General features: G+C 34.3%; 18 protein-coding genes. 8 read left to right on the top strand and 10 right to left on the bottom strand.

Annotation, left to right across the window (positions count from 1 at the left end; genetic code table 11):
* Positions 1–175 precede the first annotated feature (175 nt).
* From licT to AC5LW9_RS10395, 3 genes are all read right to left on the bottom strand, one after another.
* Entirely contained in the window at positions 176–1018 is an 843-nt protein-coding gene (licT, locus tag AC5LW9_RS10405) for a BglG family transcription antiterminator LicT (protein WP_198228028.1), read from the bottom strand.
* 201 nt (positions 1019–1219) lie between these two features.
* Positions 1220–3097, bottom strand: coding sequence for a molecular chaperone HtpG (htpG, locus tag AC5LW9_RS10400; protein WP_144090971.1), 1878 nt, complete (start codon positions 3095–3097; stop codon positions 1220–1222).
* Positions 3098–3405: 308 nt separating this feature from the next.
* Positions 3406–4767: a sodium-dependent transporter gene (locus tag AC5LW9_RS10395; protein ID WP_198228032.1), complete on the bottom strand. Its 1362-nt coding sequence runs from the start codon at positions 4765–4767 to the stop codon at positions 3406–3408.
* A gap of 335 nt (positions 4768–5102) precedes the next feature.
* Between AC5LW9_RS10395 and ubiG the strand changes: the two genes are divergently transcribed.
* The 4 genes from ubiG (at position 5103) to AC5LW9_RS10375 (ending at position 9709) form a co-directional block, all read left to right on the top strand.
* Entirely contained in the window at positions 5103–5813 is a 711-nt protein-coding gene (ubiG, locus tag AC5LW9_RS10390; protein ID WP_198236730.1) for a bifunctional 2-polyprenyl-6-hydroxyphenol methylase/3-demethylubiquinol 3-O-methyltransferase UbiG, read from the top strand.
* Between the two features lie 109 nt (positions 5814–5922).
* A complete protein-coding gene (gntT, locus tag AC5LW9_RS10385; protein WP_198236729.1) occupies positions 5923–7245 on the top strand; it encodes a gluconate transporter in 1323 nt (440 codons plus the stop codon).
* A 141-nt stretch (positions 7246–7386) separates the two neighbouring features.
* The gene (guaB, locus tag AC5LW9_RS10380) at positions 7387–8853 is read left to right on the top strand and encodes an IMP dehydrogenase (RefSeq protein WP_086327057.1); all 1467 of its coding nucleotides are present in this window, start codon (positions 7387–7389) and stop codon (positions 8851–8853) included.
* A gap of 550 nt (positions 8854–9403) precedes the next feature.
* The gene (locus AC5LW9_RS10375; protein WP_198228038.1) at positions 9404–9709 is read left to right on the top strand and encodes a DUF6694 family lipoprotein; all 306 of its coding nucleotides are present in this window, start codon (positions 9404–9406) and stop codon (positions 9707–9709) included.
* A gap of 429 nt (positions 9710–10138) precedes the next feature.
* On the opposite strand, the gene pgm is transcribed toward AC5LW9_RS10375, so the two are convergent.
* Positions 10139–11776 (bottom strand): phosphoglucomutase (alpha-D-glucose-1,6-bisphosphate-dependent), encoded by a 1638-nt coding sequence (pgm, locus tag AC5LW9_RS10370; RefSeq protein ID WP_198236728.1) that lies wholly within the window; start codon positions 11774–11776, stop codon positions 10139–10141.
* 91 nt (positions 11777–11867) lie between these two features.
* On the bottom strand, positions 11868–12380 hold the full coding sequence (locus AC5LW9_RS10365) for a hypothetical protein (protein WP_086326061.1): 513 nt from the start codon (positions 12378–12380) through the stop codon (positions 11868–11870).
* Between the two features lie 371 nt (positions 12381–12751).
* On the opposite strand from AC5LW9_RS10365, the gene AC5LW9_RS10360 reads away from it, so the two are divergent.
* On the top strand, positions 12752–13255 hold the full coding sequence (locus tag AC5LW9_RS10360; RefSeq protein WP_198228134.1) for an outer membrane lipoprotein: 504 nt from the start codon (positions 12752–12754) through the stop codon (positions 13253–13255).
* Between the two features lie 245 nt (positions 13256–13500).
* A complete protein-coding gene (gloA, locus tag AC5LW9_RS10355) occupies positions 13501–13908 on the top strand; it encodes a lactoylglutathione lyase (protein ID WP_172398431.1) in 408 nt (135 codons plus the stop codon).
* A 199-nt stretch (positions 13909–14107) separates the two neighbouring features.
* Here gloA and gmk read toward each other — a convergent pair whose 3' ends face one another.
* Positions 14108–14731 (bottom strand): guanylate kinase, encoded by a 624-nt coding sequence (gene gmk / locus AC5LW9_RS10350; protein WP_334320888.1) that lies wholly within the window; start codon positions 14729–14731, stop codon positions 14108–14110.
* A gap of 247 nt (positions 14732–14978) precedes the next feature.
* Between gmk and AC5LW9_RS10345 the strand changes: the two genes are divergently transcribed.
* Complete coding sequence (locus AC5LW9_RS10345) at positions 14979–15674, top strand: AzlC family ABC transporter permease (RefSeq protein ID WP_086326065.1); 696 nt, start codon at positions 14979–14981, stop codon at positions 15672–15674.
* Positions 15671–15994 (top strand): AzlD domain-containing protein, encoded by a 324-nt coding sequence (locus tag AC5LW9_RS10340; RefSeq protein WP_065738874.1) that lies wholly within the window; start codon positions 15671–15673, stop codon positions 15992–15994. Before AC5LW9_RS10345 ends, AC5LW9_RS10340 begins: the two co-directional genes overlap by 4 nt.
* 44 nt (positions 15995–16038) lie before the next feature.
* Here the strand turns inward: AC5LW9_RS10340 and AC5LW9_RS10335 are convergent, their stop codons facing one another.
* The 4 genes from AC5LW9_RS10335 to hemC all read right to left on the bottom strand — a co-directional run bounded on the left by AC5LW9_RS10335 (position 16039) and on the right by hemC (position 20290).
* Complete coding sequence (locus tag AC5LW9_RS10335) at positions 16039–16938, bottom strand: heme biosynthesis HemY N-terminal domain-containing protein (protein ID WP_198231965.1); 900 nt, start codon at positions 16936–16938, stop codon at positions 16039–16041.
* Positions 16939–16948: 10 nt separating this feature from the next.
* Entirely contained in the window at positions 16949–18403 is a 1455-nt protein-coding gene (locus AC5LW9_RS10330; RefSeq protein ID WP_198228046.1) for a uroporphyrinogen-III C-methyltransferase, read from the bottom strand.
* Positions 18404–18644: 241 nt separating this feature from the next.
* Positions 18645–19373 (bottom strand): uroporphyrinogen-III synthase, encoded by a 729-nt coding sequence (locus AC5LW9_RS10325; protein WP_198228048.1) that lies wholly within the window; start codon positions 19371–19373, stop codon positions 18645–18647.
* A complete protein-coding gene (gene hemC, locus AC5LW9_RS10320; protein ID WP_493455853.1) occupies positions 19370–20290 on the bottom strand; it encodes a hydroxymethylbilane synthase in 921 nt (306 codons plus the stop codon). The genes AC5LW9_RS10325 and hemC overlap by 4 nt, the downstream gene beginning before the upstream one ends.

Raw genomic sequence — 20290 nt, 5'->3', positions numbered from 1 at the left:
TAGCGCAAAAAAAAACCTAGATCTCTTATTATCAAGAGATCTAGGTTTTGCTTACATAGTAATAATTTACTATGCAATAACAATCCAGTAAATGAGATGTTTAGATTAGCATAATTTTTTATGGCATGGTATGACTTCTCAAACTGTGATTAATAAATTGTGATATATCTCACATTTATGGTTTTTTTAATTCAGTTCTCAACCGTTCTATATGAATAGTTAAGTATAGACTTTCATCATCAGTAAGTGGGTGTTGATATTGTTGAATCAGATGTAAATCAATTTGTTTAGTGCATAAGTAAGCTTGATCATATTTTTGGCGAACAATTTCGTATAGTGAAGAATCTTGTTGCGTTTGTGTTCCTTTACTTAATATTCGTTGCGCAAAAAATTTTAAATGTGTTACAAATCGTTGGTAAGATAGGCAATCTTCATCATATTCAATGCTGAAATGATATTTAACAATATTAAGTATTTCGCGCATGATTTTGGTCATATTGACAATATTGGGCATGGTGCCATTTAGTTGTGCATTAATAATATGAAAGGTAATAAAGCCTGCTTCATCTTCTGGTAGTTCTATACCAAGGCGTTTTTTAATGACGGATAATGCATAAAGACCAATTTGGAACTCTTTCGGATAGAATTTCTTGATTTCCCATAAAAAGCCATTAGGAATATCAAATCCTTGCTTGTGGCGTTCAATAGCAAAATGGATGTGATCAGTAAGTGAAATATAAATACTGTCTTGCAGTTTACTTTCCATAAATTCTTTAGCATGATTGATTATAATTTGAGAAGTGGTTAACACCTCCAAAGGAATTTCAGAAAGTAATTCATTAAATTTAGGCAATATATCTTTGTTATCTAAAGAAAATTGTTTTTCGATCAGATTGATATCGATTAAATCACCTTCGCGTTTTTTAAAACCAATACCTCGCCCAGTAAGGATTAACTCTTTTCCTTTATCATCCAGTGTAACAATTACATTATTATTTAATATTTTATGAACTTTCATTAAATTAAGGATAATTTTTAATTTTTTTTATTATGAATAGCTAAATAAAAATGAAAAGCAAAAAATTAAAAAAGTGTGATTAATATCAAACTTTTGCCAGAATTTAGTTGCCAATAAATTCTTTTTCTATCAATGAACCAAAGTAGCTATAAAAAAGCCCCGATTAAGTCAATCTTATCGGGGCGCAATTTTATGTTTTATTTATTCTTGTGCTAATAACTTATTCATAGTTTGAATAAATTTACTTGGATCGCTTAATGAACCTTTTTCAGCAAGTAATGCTTGATCAAGTAATAACTCAACCCAATCAGTGAACTCACTTTCTTCTTGAGTATCTGCTATACGTTTCACCAGTTTATGATCTGGATTAATTTCAAACGTATATTTGATATCAGGTGCTTTTTGTCCAGCAGCAGCAAACAATTTGGCCATCTGTGTGCTCATTTCATCCGCTGCGGTTGTGACAACAGCAGGTGTGTTAGTTAAACGATGAGTTATTTTAACTTCCTTAACTTTATCACCTAATACTGTTTTGACTCTTTCAATAAATGGCTCAAGTTCTTTTTCAACTTGTTTTTGTTCTTCACTATCTTGATCAGCTAGTTTTTCAATAGATTCGTCTGATTTACTGACTGATTGGAATTGTTTACCATCAAATTCAGTTAGGTTGCTCATCATCCATTCATCAATACGATCGGATAATAATAATACCTCAATACCTTTTTTACGGAATAGCTCTAAGTGAGGGCTGTAATTTGCAGCACCATAGCTGTCCGCTGTGATGTAGTAAATCTTTTCTTGACCGTCTTGCATACGGCTGATGTAATCTTCTAACGATACAGTTTGTGCATCACTATCAGTGTGGGTTGAAGCAAAACGTAATAATTTAGCTATCGCTTCACGGTTAGCAAAGTCTTCACCTGTACCTTCTTTTAATACTAAACCAAATTCACCCCAGAACTGTTGATATTGTTCTTTATCATCTTTGGCTAATTTTTCAAGCATTTGTAGTACGCGTTTAGTACACGCATTACGTAAACTTTGGGTGATTTTGTTATCTTGTAGAATTTCACGCGATACATTTAATGGAAGATCATTTGAATCAATTAAACCTTTCACAAAACGTAAATAGTTCGGCATGAATTGTTCAGCATCATCCATAATAAATACACGTTGAACATATAATTTTAATCCGTGTTTATTATCACGATTCCACATATCCCACGGTGCTTTAGCTGGAATATACAGTAAACTGGTATACTCTTGTTTACCTTCAACTCGGTTATGGCTCCAACTTAATGGATCAGCATAATCATGTGATAGGTGTTTATAAAATTCTTTATACTCTTCATCAGTGATATCAGATTTACTACGTGTCCAAAGTGCTTGAGCTTTATTAACTTTTTCCCATTTAACTTCTTTACTTTCTTCATCGGTAGTTTGCACTTCAACAGGTAATGAAATGTGATCAGAATATTTGCTGATAATGGAACGTAGACGCCAATCATCTAAAAACTCTTTTTCATCTTCTTTCAAATGTAAAGTGATTTCGGTACCGCGAGTTTCTTTATTATCATCTGAAATGGTATATTCACCTTCTCCCGCTGATTCCCACATAACGGCTTGGTCAGCTTTGGCGGTTGCTGCACGGGTTCTCACTGTAACTTTGTCGGCAACAATAAAGGCAGAGTAAAAACCAACCCCGAATTGACCGATTAATTGGCTATCTTTAGCCTGATCGCTTCCAATGGATTCTAAAAATGCTTTAGTGCCTGATTTTGCAATGGTTCCTAAGTTTTCAATGACTTCATCACGTGTCATACCAATACCATTATCAGAAATTGATAGGGTACCTGCTTCTTTATTTACCCAAATGCGCACACCAAGTTCGCCGTCACCTGCATATAAATCTGGGTTTTCTAATGCTTTGAAACGAAGTTTATCGGCTGCATCAGATGCATTGGAAATTAGTTCTCTTAAAAAGATTTCTTTATTGGAATATAAAGAATGGATCATTAAATGTAGAATTTGTTTAACTTCAGATTGAAATCCACGAGTTTCAGTGCCTTGCTTACTCATTGACTAGTTCCTCTACTATATTTAGTTAATTCAATTCACGCTATCTGCTGCATAACGTTATTATCGACAAAACTATATGATTTTTATCGATTTATTATGCAGCTTTAGTCGTTAATATTTACTGAATAATATTAATATAATGGTTTGATTTATTGTTGTATTGCTATATGGGAATAAAAAATAGGATTTCAATACAAGTTAGTAAAATTTATTAATTGTTTGTCTGTTTTTTGTTAAATAAGGGGTGTAAAAAAGCCTTGATGGATATCAAGGCTTATAATATAGGTATTATATAATTTTGTTATTATTTAAATAAATCCATAAATAAGAATCAAAATCACCGCAACAGGAACAATAAATCGAGATAATACCGTCCAAATATTGAACCAAAAGTCATTTAAGTTTAACTCTTCACGGATACGTTTTTGATTCATCATCCATGCTCCAAACACTACCGTACCTAAACCGGTAACAGGTAACATGATTTTACTCGTTAAATAATCCAGCAAATCAAAAATATTTTTATCAAATAATTTTACGTTTGACCATTCATTAAATGACAAAATACAAGCAATACCTAACGCCCAGATGAAAACACTGCTTACCACTGTTGCTGTTTTACGTCCCATATGGGTTTTTTCTTCTAATAGTTCAACTGTTGGTTCAAGCAATGATATTGAAGAAGTTAACGCAGCAAAAGTTAAGAAAATAAAGAATAAACAACCTAAAATAGCTCCTCCAGCCATATTACCAAAGGCAATTGGAAGTGTAACAAAAATAAGCCCAGGACCGGAACCCGCTTCTAAACCGTTGGCAAAGACGAGTGGGAATATCGCCATACCCGATAGCATTGCTACTATTACATCTAAAATCACCACAGTACGCGCGGTTGATAGTAAATTTACATCTTTACCAAGGTAAGAACCGTATGCCATCATTATGCCCATACCTAATGATAAGCTAAAAAACGCATGACCTAATGCTGCTAAAATTGCGGTGCCATTTAGCGCTGACAGATTTGGGGTAAATAAGAATTTAAATGCTTGACCGAAAGATGGACCACTCACATAAGCGGCATAACCAACTAATACCAATAGCAATATGCCTAAGCCTGGCATCATGATTTTACACGATCGCTCTAAACCAGCACCAACGCCCAAAGCAACAATAAGAGTATTAGCCGCCATAAAAACGGTATGCCATATTAATAGGCTGTCAACGTTATCAAGAAAATTTTTAAAGATTTGACCTGTGCCTGCACCATCAACACCATTAAATGTCCCTTTAATTGCTAAAAAGATATAATCAGTCGCCCAGCCACCAATCACGCTATAAAATGAAAGAATTAAAAATGAACCGAGTACACCAATTATACCTACCCATTTCCAAGCTTTAGAACGGCCTTCAGAAACAGCCACATCTTCCATAGTATGAATTGGATTTTTTTGTCCACGACGACCAATTAACCATTCTAAGACCAAAATAGGCAAGCCAATTAAAAACATAAACAGTAAATAGGTCAACACAAATGCTGAACCCCCCATTTCACCCGCCATATATGGAAACTTCCAAATGTTTCCTAACCCAACAGCAGAACCAGCAGCAGCAAGCATGAATCCCATGCGTGAGCTCCACTGAGAGTGATTTTTTTTCATAGTACCTGTACTCATGAATATTTACCTTGCCCTCAAAATAATTATTTAATTGTCGCTTTAATTAATGTCTAACCATTACTTTATCAAAAGCATAAAATTGCAAATCATGCCATGAAATACAAGGGGAAACAAGAATTCATTATAAATTTTAATGTGACTGTCTATTTTAACATTAGAATTATTTATTGTAATAAACCTTATTGAGTTGATTATATAAAAGTTTTATTTTAAATATACTCATCACTCACTCGTATTTTATTGATATTGCATTTAATTTTATTCTTTTATTCACGCCAACCATGACATAAAATAGAGTCTGATTAATTAAATTTTTGGATAAACAAGATCCCATGACACAAAATATTGATTTCAATGAAATAAGTAAATTTTCTCAGTTAGCAGCTCAGTGGTGGGATCCAAATGGCAAATGCAGACCTCTCCATATTATCAACCCTTTACGTGTGGATTATATTAAACAACAGGTAGGTTGTTTAGAAAATAAACGAATATTAGATGTCGGCTGCGGGGGAGGCATTCTATCCGAAAGTCTTGCAAAATTAGGCGCTGATGTTACAGCGATTGATCTGGCAGATGAATCACTGGCCGTTGCCCAGCTTCATGCAAAAGAAAATAACTTAGTTATTAATTACCAAAAGCAAACCGTTGAAGATCATGCTAAAGAACATCCTACTTATTATGATGTCATTACCTGTATGGAACTATTAGAACATGTACCGGATCCATTTTCGATTATCCAAGCTTGTGCAACGCTACTTAAACCGAATGGCAAACTCTTTTTATCTACTATAAATCGTAATCACAAAGCTAAACTATTGCTAATTTATGGCGCAGAATACATCGCTCGCATGGTACCAAAAGGAACTCATGATTTTAACCGATTCATTCGTCCATCAGAATTAATGAATTGGGTAGAACAAGCGAAATTGGATGTTGAAGATATCATAGGCATGGAATATCACATACTCAAAAATGAATTTAAGTTGGGACCAAACATTGATGTTAACTACATTTTGACAGCCCAAAAAAACTCAAATTTGTAAAATGTGATCTAATTCTCATTTTAGACATTTTTTCCATTATTTTTTTTATTTTCCTCTATAATTCCAAATGTTACCGATAACATGTCAGATTATTCTAGAGGAAATATTCATGCCGTTAATCATTATAGCTATAGGCGTAGCTTTATTACTTGTCTTAATGTTGCCGCTGCGCGTCAATGGTTTTATTGCCTTGATTCTTGTTGCCTTAAGTGTTGGTATCATGGAAGGTATGCCCATAATGGCAGTGGTTCAATCCATAAAAAATGGAGTAGGGGGAACACTGGGTAGCTTAGCATTAATTATGGGTTTTGGTGCCATGCTGGGTAAACTATTAGCGGATTGTGGTGGTGCACAGCGCATTGCAACAACATTAATTAATACATTTGGTGATAAAAAAATACAATGGGCTGTTACACTAACGGGTTTTATTGTTGGTTTTGCCTTATTTTATGAGGTAGGTTTTGTTTTATTGCTACCGCTTGTATTAACCATTGCAGCAACCCTTCGTATCTCCCCATTATATATTGGTATTCCTATGGCGGCGGCCTTATCTGTTACTCATGGTTTTTTACCTCCTCACCCTGGTCCAACCGCTATTGCCGAAATATTTAAAGCTGATATGGGACGCACTTTACTTTACGGTACCATCATAGGTATTCCAACTGTAATTTTAGCCGGCCCTGTACTTGCCAAAATGCCTTTTATACGAGCCATTAATCACCCGATTGAAGACGGATTGTATAATTCAAAACAATTTACTGATGAACAGATGCCAAGTTTTGTTGTCAGTGTATTTACTGCTTTAATTCCAGTTGTACTCATGTCAATTCGAGCAGTATGTGAAATGACTTTACCAAAAGGACATTTGATTCTGCCTTATGTTGAATTCTTTGGTGATCCAATTATCGCTACATTGATTTCAGTTATTGTCGCGGTGTTTACCTTTGGCATTTTCCGTGGGCGTTCAATGGCTCAAATTAATACGACTTTAGCGGATTCAATTAAAATCATCGCCATGATGTTATTGATTATTGGTGGCGGTGGCGCCTTTAAACAAGTTTTAGTTGATAGTGGCGTTAAAGTTTATATTGAAGAGATGATGCATGCATCTAATATATCACCACTTATTATGGCTTGGTTAATTGCTGCATTATTGCGATTAGCGCTTGGTTCGGCAACGGTTGCGGCATTAACTGCAGGTGGCATTGTATTCCCATTAATCGCTTCTACAGGCGTGAGTCCGGAATTGATGGTGATTGCGACTGGAGCAGGTAGCGTGGTGTTTTCTCATGTTAATGATCCTGGATTTTGGTTATTTAAAGAATATTTTAACCTTAGCATTACCGAAACCATGAAATCGTGGTCTTTGCTAGAAACGGTCATTTCGGTGTGTGGATTAGTAGGTTGTTTAGTGATCAATATATTTATCTAATTTACCAAATTTTTATTTTTTCCTTAGTGGATAATTCTGCTAAGGAATTTTTCTTAAATACCGCTGGTCTTTTTGCGCAAAAGTGAGTAGAATGCATCGGCAATATTTTATCAACAACTCAACTCAATGGTGAATATTGTCATGTCTCGTATAGTAAAAGAAGCCCTCACGTTTGATGACGTGTTATTAGTCCCAGCCCATTCCACTGTTTTACCGAATACTGCTGATATCAGTACGCAACTTACCCAAACCATTAAACTAAATATTCCAATGCTTTCAGCAGCAATGGATACCGTTACTGAATCTGATTTAGCCATTGCACTTGCGCAAGAAGGTGGAATTGGTTTTATCCATAAAAATATGTCGATTGAGAACCAAGCTAATCATGTAAGACGAGTGAAAAAACATGAAAGCGGGATTGTGCAAGATCCTGTAACTGTTTTACCAACAGCCACTATCAAACAAGTAATCGATTTAGCGAAAGAATATGGATTTGCTGGTTTTCCTGTTGTGACTGAGTCACAAGAATTAGTGGGTATTATTACTGCACGAGATGTTCGATTTGCAACTGATTTATCACTGCCCGTTACTGCGGTAATGACTCCGAAAGAACGTTTAGTTACGGTAAAAGAAGGCGAACAACGTGAAATTGTTTTAAAAAAAATGCATGAACATCGCGTCGAAAAAGTGTTAGTTGTTGATTCGAAATTTCATCTTAAAGGTATGATCACCGTCAAAGATTATAATAAAGCTGAACAAAAACCTAATGCATGTAAAGATGAAAAAGGGCGCTTGCGTGTGGGAGCCGCAGTCGGTGCGGGGGCAGGAAATGAAGAACGTATTGCCGCATTAGTTGAAGCTGGCGTCGATGTGTTATTAATTGATTCATCACATGGTCACTCTGAGGGTGTGTTAGAACGTATTCGTCAAGCACGAAAAGCCTATCCTGATCTACAAATTATCGGAGGTAATGTCGCTACAGCAGAGGGCGCTAAAGCACTTATTGATGCTGGCGTAAATGCTGTTAAAGTAGGGATAGGTCCAGGTTCAATTTGTACTACTCGTATTGTTACTGGCGTGGGTGTACCACAAATTAGTGCAATTATGGATGCAGTTGAGATGGCACAAAAGCACAATATTCCAGTTATTGCCGATGGTGGCATCCGTTTTTCTGGAGATATAGCCAAAGCTATAGCTGCGGGTGCCGCTTGTGTTATGGTCGGTTCTATGTTTGCAGGCACTGAAGAAGCTCCTGGCGAAATTGAATTGTTCCAAGGTCGAGCTTATAAATCTTATCGTGGTATGGGATCGCTTGGTGCAATGGCGAAAGGATCCTCCGATCGCTATTTCCAAACGGATAATGCTGCTGATAAACTCGTGCCAGAAGGCATCGAAGGACGTATTGCTTATAAAGGTTTCTTAAAGGAAATCATCCACCAACAAATGGGAGGATTACGTTCTTGTATGGGATTAACCGGTTGTGCAACCATTGATGAATTACGCACTAAATCGAAATTCTATCGCATCACTGGCGCAGGTATGAAAGAAAGCCATGTACATGACGTTTTAATTACCAAAGAGCCACCTAACTATCGAGCTGGGGTATAATTTTAGTATATCTCTTTTCTAGGGTAGTTTGATTTTAGGCATTTTAAAATAGATATCGCTTGTCATCATTAAAATTTATCGAAACTAAAGGGACTTTTTAAGTCCCTTTAATCAATGGTATCCAATACCATACCTTTTATCTTTCTTTGTTTTAACTATGATTCATACTTAAACATTGAATTGAAGATTAAAAAAATGAAACGGTATAGACTCCTGGATATTTTTTACAAAAATTCTTTTTTATGCATAACATTATCATTCAGTAAAATTCTTTCGTTGCAATTGGTTTTGTCTATTTTTAATGGATTGGTTGCTAATGTAACTTAGTCTATCTTAACGTTACCGTTTTAATGGATAATCCTAACAAATTATAATTTAAAAAATTTAATAGATATTGCCATTAGATAATTTTCGATGCTCTATTTAAAAAATTTAATTAAATTAATGAGTTTTCAAGTTATTTTTTTGCGTAAATAATTTGATCTGTAATCAAATTATCTATAATATTAACTCGTAATCAGTATATTATAAGGATAAATGGAAATAGGAAATGAGAAAGTCATTAATTGCGTTAATTTCAGTAGTATTATTAACAGGTTGTGGTGATAAAACCATTGATGCATCATCTTCAGAAAATCTACAAAAATCGATTTCTGAGATGGTAAATGAACTTCAAGGCGAACAGTTACAATCATTTAATCTCTCAATTGGTAGAATTATGATTAATTCAGTTATTGAAGCAGCGGGTGATGAGAAAAAGAAACAAGAGATTATCAAAAGCAAAATTGATGGTAAAACGGCTGCAGAAGTTATTCAAATTGGTGAAAACGAAAAAATACCAGGAGAAGCCGACTAAATATTTTTAAAATATCAAGATTGCAATATTTTAATACAGGTTAACGAGATATTTGAAATATAAAGAGTAATTTTTTAAGAATAATAATTTAAAAATCGGTAATATAAATAATTCATTAGGCTAATATTAAATTTTTATAATTAATAATACGATAATTTATAACTCTCAATAAAAGTTGCAATCTTTCTAAAATTATCCAAATTCTTTGTCAGGTTCTTTCATTTCAATAAACACCTTATTGTTCCAACGCAAAAATAATAATTCAAAGTGTTCAGAATAATCTTTTTAATGGTAACTTTCATTACAAGGATTTCTAATAATTTTACTGAAAAAAATAATTAGAAATGCTTTTTATAAAAACAAGATAGCAGCCATAACGACTGCTATTTTTTCTTTTTTTGGGGGGGTAAATAACCATCATATATATGGTTATTTTATTGCCTTGGCTACGATTTCTTGAGCTTCTTTCTGTAAAGTCGCTAAATGATCATTACTGATAAAGCTTTCAGCATAGATTTTATAAGCATCTTCTGTACCAGATGGACGAGCGGCAAACCAACCATTTTCTGTGATAACTTTTAGTCCACCGATTGGTGCATTGTTAGCGGGTGCTGTGGTTAAGCACTGAGTTATCTTTTCTCCTCCAAGTTTGTCAGTGGTTAACTGACTTGCATCAAGTTTAGATAGTTTTTGTTTTTCACTAAACGTTGCAGGAGCTTGAATTCGTCCATAATAAGATATCCCAAATTTGGCTTCAAGTTCTTGGTATTGTTCTTGAGGATTTTTGCCGATTTTAGCTGTCATTTCCGCAGCAAGCAAACAAAGAATAATACCGTCTTTATCTGTTGTCCAAACTTTGCCGTTTGTTCTTAAAAACGATGCGCCCGCGCTCTCTTCACCTGCGAATCCTAATTTGCCGTTATAAAGCGCATCAGCATACCATTTAAAACCTACAGGGTACTCTAAGTATGTTTTATTAAGGCTATTTGCTACGCGATCTATCATTGAACTGGTGACCAATGTTTTACCAATAGCAATATCTTTGTTCCATTGTGGGCGATTTTGGAAAAGATAGTTAACGCAAGTTGAAAGATAAGCGTTAGGGTTCATTAATCCTTTAGGCGTTACAATTCCATGACGGTCAGAATCCGTATCGTTACCAAATGCTAAATCAAACTTATCTTTTAACTCTAATAAACCCGCCATTGCCCATTGGCTGGAGCAATCCATTCTAATCACTTCATCATGATCCAAATGCATAAAACTAAAAGTCGGGTCAATTTTATTATTCACAATATTGAGGTTTATACCATATTTTTCAGCAATACGCGGCCAATAAGTGACACTCGCACCACCTAATGGATCGACACCTATATTTAAATTTGAGGATTTAATTAATGCCAAATCTAAAATATTTTCCAGATCATTAACATAATCTGTTTCATATTCTTTGGTATGAATATAAGATGAGTTAAGTGCTTTTTCTAACGTAACACGCTTTACACCATTAAGGTTGTTTTTGAGTAATTCATTAGCGCGATTTTCTATCTGTTTCGTAATATCGGTATCAGCCGGTCCACCATTAGTAGGATTATATTTTATACCACCATCTTCAGGGGGATTATGTGAAGGGGTAATGACAATACCGTCGGCAAGTTGTGATTGTTTATCTTGATTAAATGTCAGAATGGCATGTGAAATAACCGGTGTCGGCGTATATCCCCAATCACGCGCGATAATTACCGTTTGCTCGTTTGCAACGAAAACTTCAAGCACGGATTTTAAAGCTAATTCGGACAGAGCATGTGAATCTTGACCAATAAAACACGGGCCTGTGACATTGTTGGCTTTACGGTATTCGGCGATTGCTTGAGCAACAGCTAAAATATGCGCCTCATTAAATGTACCTTTATTTGCACTACCTCGATGACCTGAGGTGCCAAAAATCACTAATTGACTGGCATTTTCTGGGTTAGGGCTAATCTGATAATAATTATTTTTCAAAGTTTCAACATTAATCAAATCGGCTGGCTTTGCTAATAATCCTGCTCGGCTGTGATTTGCCATTTTATACTCCTTTTTCCAAAATTTTATATCCACATCCAAATTTATATTTATGTTAGCAATTGTTAGCTATTTAATATATATAGTGAATGTTTTATTTTATTTGTGCTGAAAAAATATTAATAACTTGGTTTATCATACTTTCTGAAATGCCCATATCACTCATTATTGATTCTAGTATATACATTTTTCTAGCCGTATTAGTATTACTAATAACCCAATAAGGTGTTCCGATAACTTCGCGAGGCTTGGTATTTTTACCTGATGTTTCTAAAGATTTTTTATCTTTTGCTAAATATTGTCGTTTACTACCATGTAAAGAAGTGGCCGCTATCGAAAAAAGGGCGGGATTATAGTTATAAAGTGCGCCAAGTAGTAATATAAAACGGCTAATGATTGACTTTTCGTTAATAAACAAATCACTATCTAATAAATCATTAAATAATGTATATTGAGTTTCAGGTTGAGAAACAATGTTAGTCTTAGCTTTAACGGGTTGATTTATTTTTAATAAACGTCGCAAAATACTGGATGCATCTTCACCAATATGTTTTGTTTGTGATGCGATAAAATGGTATAATTCTTCGTCAATTTCGATAGTTTTCATTATGTTAGTTATGCCTATAAATTAATCTACTGGACTCGTTTGCATTGCAAAGTTGTCGGGTTAATGTAAATTGTTGTTTACTTCATTAGACAAGCAAGTAGCATTTATTGATTAGGCTATTGCTTTTTTAATTTCTGTTATTAGTTTATATTATGACAGGCGGATATCATAACTGATAATATTAAATGAAAAAATAACCGTTTCATATACTAATTGTATGGTAGATAAACTATTGAGCTGAGTATAACTCAACTTGATAATAAATAGTATTATCATTTGATAAAATAATGAAAAGCATATTGTCGTTTTTGTAAAAGAATATTATGCTTAAAATGTATGAGCTTGCTCATGCTCAATAATATGAGGAATAAATTATGAAAAAAATTGTCACAGCAGCTATCTTAGTTTCACTTCTCTCTGGTTGCACCAATAGTGATATATATTCAGGTGATGTCTATACAACTGATCAAGCAAAACAAGTTCAACAAGTTAGTTACGGTACTATTGTATCTGTACGTCCAGTCAAAATTCAGACCAATGCTACAAATGGTAAAAATGAAAACGTTGTCGGCTCACTAGGTGGTGCTGTGATTGGCGGTGTGTTAGGTAATACCATAGGTAATGGTACTGGTAGAGCGTTAGCTATTGCTACAGGCGCCATTGGTGGTGCAGTAATTGGTAGTGCAATTGAAGATAAAACTAGCCAAACAAATGCTGTCGAGTTAGAAATTGAGCGAGAAAACGGCGGTAATATTGTTATCGTGCAAAAAGGCTCTCCTAATGAATTTTATACAGGCCAACATGTTCGTTTAGTAAGTAATGGTAAACAAATAAGCGCCTCTCCACGTTATGGTAGTTCCTATAATAATCAATAGGTTAAAAGCTATTAATCTTAACTTTCGCTTGCTTAATAAGTGAGCGAAAGTTGAAGTTTAAATTTGAGTTATGCAATTAGCATAATAATCTCTCCAAGTTAACCATTAATTACTTCTCTAAAAATTTCCCATTTCAATGCAATTTCTAAATCAAACTCTAATCTAAATATAAAATATTTGCCTGTATAATCACTAACAGATAAAATCAGTTGGTGCAGTTAACTATTAAAAGGAACAATAAAGCAATGCGTATATTACATACTATGATTCGAGTTGGAGATTTACAACGTGCTATTGATTTTTATACTCGTGTAATGGGAATGAAACTATTAAGAACCAGTGAAAATACAGAATATAAATATTCTCTCGCATTTGTTGGTTATGGTGATGAAACTTCCAGTTCAGTTATAGAACTTACCTACAATTGGGGCACAGAGCTATATAATCATGGTGATGCTTTTGGTCATATTGCCATTGGTGTGGATGATGTTGCTAAAATGTGTAATGATGTCAAACAAGCGGGTGGTAAAGTTACACGTGAAGCAGGGCCAGTTAAAGGTGGTAAAACGATCATCGCTTTTATTGAAGATCCAGATGGTTATAAAATTGAGCTGATCCAAAATGATCAGGCGGATAAAGCATTAGGTAACTAATTTTATTGACTCATAAAATCGCCGATTCATATCGGCGATCGACTAATTTTTTACATCAATTTTTTTATATCAACTTTTTTACATAACTAAGGTTTATAGTTTTGTAAAATTACTATTGTGACTCCTCTGCAACACTCTAATAATTAATGCAAATAATTATCTAACTCTATTTAGTAATTTAGTGCAGATCGATAATTAATTATTCAGCAAGCAATTCCTTGAGTAATTGTTGGTTGGCTATGGCTTGTTTTGGTTGCTCTAAACTGGCTGCGTTGATAATAGAATTTAATGCATTTAAAGAACATTCAAAATCATCATTAATGATAATGTAATCATATTCATTATAATGTGAAATTTCAGCTTGGGCTTTTTGCATTCTTTTATTAATAACAGTTGCATCATCTTGACCACGTTTAATTAGGCGATTTTCAAGCTCTTTGAGTGATGGCGGTAAAATGAAAATGCTTTTTGCTTGTGGCATTTTTTCTCTTACTTGTTGTGCTCCTTGCCAATCAATATCCAAAAATACATTAATACCTTGTGACAAGCTTTGTTCAATCTCAGCTTTAGAGGTTCCATAATAGTTTTCAAACACATGAGCGTATTCTACAAAGGCTTGCTCATCAATTAATGACTCAAAATGTTTGTGATCGACAAAATAGTAATGTGTGCCATGTAATTCTCCTGGCCTTGGATTACGCGTGGTATGAGAAATAGAAACTTTAGCAGGATGATGATCCTCTTGCTCTAAGTAAGCTCGAATTAAACTTGATTTACCTGCACCACTTGGCGCTGAGATAATAAATAGCGTTCCAGTATACATATATTTGATTGCCACTTTAATTAATATTAAGTTATTTTATTGTCATAAAGACGAGTTTGGCGATATTATAACAAACTTTAACGATAGTTTGTCTCATATTATTATGCAGACTATTTAGTTGGTATAAGTTTATGCTAAGTTAAAAATTAATTAAAAAATATACTGAAACGTATGCTTAACCTGAAACTTTTTTACAAAAAATTATAATTATTCATTAGTTGTACAGTTATTATATTAAGGAAAGAACATGTCATTAACATTTAAAGATGGTGTTTACGCTTGTATCCCAACTTTATTAGGTTATATTGGTATCGGTATTGCTGCTGGTGTTGTTGGTAAATCCGCACATCTATCTGTATTAGAAATCACTTTATTGGCCGTAATTATTTATGCTGGAGCCTCACAATTCATTGTTTCTGGATTAATGTTAGTTGCTACACCTATTTCAGCTATTATTTTTACGGTATTTTTAGTCAATTCTCGCCACTTTTTAATGAGTATGGCAACCGCACCGACTTTTCGAAAATACTCCTTACTTAACAATATTGGGATTGGTAGCTTATTAACCGATGAGAGTTTTGCCGTGGCAATGAATGCAATTGCTAATAAAGAGCCTATTAATGCTGCATGGATGCATGGACTAAATTTAACCGCTTATATTACTTGGATTTTATCCTGTTTCATTGGTGCCCTAATTGGTGAGTGGTTACCCGATCCAACAAAATTTGGGTTAGATTACGCTTTAGTGGCTATGTTTATCGGGCTTTTGTATTTACAGTTAATTGGCGATAAAACTAAACGTTTAAGAAATCGAGTTATTGCGATGTTAACGGTGAGTGTTTTATTGGTACTGTTATTACGATTTATTTCTTCTGAAATGGCTATACTTATCAGCACATTCGCAGGTTGTTTTATGGGCGTTGCAATGGAGCGTAAAGCATGACCACATACAGTTTATTGATTATTTTAGGGTGTGGACTTGTTACTTGGCTGCCGAGAGTAATTCCATTTATATTAGTACGAAAAGTGCAATTGCCTGAAATCGTTATCCGATTCTTATCTTATGTACCTTTATGTATTTTAACGGCTCTTTTTGTGCAAAATCTCTTTATTGCCAAACAAGGCGAATTCCCTGTTTTTAACATTGAGTATTGTTTAGCGGCTATACCAACTACGTTGATTGCCATTTTGACTAAAAATTTAATGTGGATTGTTGTTGTTGGTATGTGCTCTATGGCGGTCATTCGGTATTTCTTGGTTTAATGATAAATAGGAACAAAAAAAGACAGGGCAAATGCCCTGTTTTTTTATGTTCTTTCTTTCAATTCTAATTTGTTAATCGTTCTGAGGATTTTATCTGCTTCAGCCGTTTGCCCTAATTGATTAAGATAATTTGCCATCGCTCTTTTATAGGCAACATTATTAACAATCGCCTTAGGTTGTGAATTCCACCATTTTATTAAGGCTAACGGATCACTATCGGTTGATAATTGCTTGATACGACTTACATAGGCAACTTGTTTAAATTGGTCTAATTGCGACTCACTAAATGCTCCTGCTTTATACATAGCTGGCATAAGGTCAATGATTGCTTGATAATTTTGTGTATCATAATAGATTTGATCAGCAAGCCTTAGTACTTCTGGATTACGAGGTTTCTCATTTAATAAAGTTTCAATTGTTGCTCGTGCTGCATCATACTCACGGTTTTTAATTTGCAAACGGATTTGCACTAATTGAAAAGCAAATAATTCGTTCGGTTGACAATGTTTAGCTGCTTGTTCTAACGATTGATTAGCTGGAATTACTTCATCATTGTCAATTTGCGTTTGTGCAGCAAGTAAGAACGATAAAGCTGTATTGGTTGACGCTTTGGCACTCTTCATAAAAAATTTACTGGCTTGTTTATAATCCCCTTCAAGTAATGAAAGCTGTGCTTGCTCAAGTCGTTTAGCTGATTTTCTAGGTGATTTTGAGCGCAACCAGTTGCCCAACATTGTTTTGGAATTAAAGATTTTCTCAAAGAACCAATAGCAAATGTATAAACAAAGTAAACCCAGTAATTCTAAGATCACAAAGGATATAAATGACATACTGATTCTATAATTGGCGACCTCAAAAACGGCTGAGCCTTGATGACCCTGTAATAATGGCCCTAGAAAAAATCCACCCACCAGCACTAAGAAAATAATTAATATTTTAAGCATCATTATTCTCCTATTGTGCCAACATTAAATGAACACGAGTTTGCATCAGTTTTTCTAACTCACTGACACTTTCGAGTTTGTTAGGTACAGATTGGTCACTAATCGATTGGTTGAGCAAATTGTCAAGGTCATCTAAGAAAGCTTTAACACTTGGTGCGTTACTATCAAAATAAGCACTCACCCAAAGTAAAGCATCACTAAGTGCCCTTTGATAGATTAAATCTTGATGTCGAGGTACTGCTTGAGCAGCAATTAAAAGACGAAAACGAATATTTTCTCGAAGATAAAGTGATTGTTCTAACGTCAATGGTTCTTTAAAAATTTGGCATCTAAGCATCTGTTTTTCATCTAAGCCTGCTTTAGACAAACAGGTTTTGAAGTTATTTTCTTTTTCATCGAGGTTTTCGATGGTAATGAATTTAGCCATAAAGTTTTTTGTATTCGTCAGTAAATTACTGGACCAATCTGAAATTGATGAAGTAATACTTTGCTTATCATTATGAGCCATATCAGAATCAGCTCCCAAATTCACGTCTTGCGCGCTGGTTGTATGGGAATTTGACGGTTCTGTTTGGGTTGAGGCAACGGCATCATCATGTTGCGTCATGCCTAAATCTATTTGTTTATAATTACCAACTAAAGGTAATTCATTGAGTGATTCTGAAAGTCCAACCAAATTCATGATAATGCCATCATAATCAATAAAACTCACCTGAGACAGTGAATTAATATCTTCATTAATTGCCTGTCTTGCTGGTATTAAACTTGGATCATTTGCTTGTGCAAGACTTGCATCAGCATTTTTTAACAATAACCGAGCGGTCACATAATCGTGCTCATTCCAAATTTTTCTACCAGCTAAATGCACTAAATAATTAGCTTGAGAAATTAACCAGACACTGTAATTTGTTGCCGACATGGACGATAAGCGTTCATTAAGGTTATAAATATTTTGCTCATTAAGTTTTGATGCATCATTAATCTGATTAGTTAACTGTTGTTGTGCTTTTTGTTGTTCAGTCAATTGATCATCAACTCGTTGCTCTAATGTTGCAAACTGTTGATTCTGTTTGTTTACCGCTTGCGTAATGTTATTTTGTAAATCGTGAATAATACTATCTTTGGTGGTTTGCTTTAAATTAGCTAATTCTGTTTGTAAACTAGCAATCGTCTTTTTTTGGTTTTCAACTTGTGTATGACCGTGATAAAAAACAAAACCTCCAAGACCAAGAGTTAGCGCAATAGCTAAAAGGGATAGTTTTGATACAGGTGCTTTATTGACATTATTAGATGATGCAACTTTTTTTTCAACTGTTGGACTAGATTGGGCGGTTGTTGATGTTCTATTATCTTCTTTCATAGTCTTTTTCGCTTTATCTAAAGTAGTGATAGTGGAAGATTGGCTAAATGAAGAGGTGCTGATGGTAGAAAGTGTGGCATTGGCACCATAATATCGTAATGGCATAACTGACCTCATTTAGCATTGATATAATTAACAATATTATGACATAGAGTCATTATAGTTTTAAATAAAATTTGCTATTTGAATTAACAAACGATCATAATAACTTTTTTTAACCTAGCTTTGCTATTACTTTTAATAAATTAAAATTTTATTCAATAAAATTTTTTAAAATAAATAACCATCTTCACTATTACTATTTAAACGAATATGCGAAAAGTATTTTTCAACGTTATTAAATTTATTATAACGGGGTAGGGAAGTGTTGTTTTACAGCATTAAAGACAGTTTGATTATCCGCACTATTTATTAATAAAACATTTTGCCATGTTAACTCTTTAGCTTTTGTAAAAATCCTTTGACTGGTTACCAGTAAACGACTTTGTTTTTTGTGTTCATCACTGCTATAGGATTCAAGTTGGTTTAGGTGCTCAATACTGGTAATAATAATGAGTTGTTGTGAGATATGCTCAGATAAGATATCAGGTTGGTAGATTATGGGAGTGCGAGAATAACACTCAATCAATTTTACTTTGGCTTGGCGAGACCTTAGCGTTTGTGCCAGTAATGGTCGACCTGAGTTACCACATAAGATTAAAATGTTTCGTTGTTTTACTGATTGTTGTTGAAGTAACACTAATAATCCTTCACTGTCTTCTCTATCAGGATAATTAACTTCAATTTCGGTGAATTGCTTAAATAATTGTGCAGATTTTTTGCCTATTGCAAAATAACTAATGTTTTTTGGCAAGGTCAAATGGGTAAAACACTGATTAATGGCATGAGTTACTTGGGGGGAAACCACTATCACGATATCTTGGGGTAATAGCTGGTTTAACTGATGCTGTAACTGTAGAATGTCACGACCTTGTGAAATTTTAAAAAATGGCAAATGTTGCGCAGGTAGATTGGCTTGGTTAAATAACTCACTTAATTTTTCACCTTCCGGAGAGGGTCTGGTTACAAAAATCATGCGTCTAATAATTCCGTTAGAATTAAATCTGCACCTTGATTTAATAACTGTTTAGCAAGCTTTTCACCTAAAGATTCGGCTTCGTGTATAAAACCTGTTATCTTTTGTTTAATTATTTTTGAACCGTCAACACGACCCACCAGACCTTGTAAAAATAATTCATCATTATTCAGCCAGCAATAACCCGCAATAGGTACTTGGCATCCGCCTTGTAAGGCGTTATTCATTGCTCTTTCGGCTTGGATACAAACTCGACTTTTTTTATCATCAAGAACTGAAATAATGTCCAATATTTGTTTATCGTCAGTGCGACTTTCAATGCCAATCGCGCCTTGCCCAACAGCGGGCAACATTAAATCTGTATCTATGTATTGAGTAATTCTGTGTTCTAAAGATAAACGTTTTAAACCGACTGACGCCAGAATTATGGCATCATATTGCCCATCATCCAATTTATTGAGACGTGTGCCTACATTACCACGAAGATCTTTAATTATTAAATGGGGAAAATGACTGCGCAACTGACATTGGCGCCGTAAACTTGATGTACCAACAATTGCACTTTCAGGTAAATCATTTAGATTGGTATATTTATTAGCAACAAATGCATCTCGAACCTCATCTCTTTGGCAAATAGTTGCTAGCATCAAACCTTCAGGGAACTGAGCGGGAATGTCTTTAATTGAGTGAACCGCAATATCTGCTTCATTATTTAATATTGCTTGTTCTAACTGTTTAACAAAAAGACCTTTTCCACCAATTTTTGATAATGGACTATCAAGTATAATATCACCTTGAGTCACCATTGGAATAAGTTCAACCGTTAAATCTTTATGTGCTAATAATAGATTTTGTTTAACGAAATTAGCTTGCCATAACGCTAATGGGCTTTTCCTTGTTGCAATACGAATCTTCAA

Source organism: Gilliamella sp. LMG 34360 (assembly GCF_984568995.1).
Note: the sequence above shows the minus strand (reverse complement) of the source record. Positions and strands in the feature narration are given on the sequence as shown.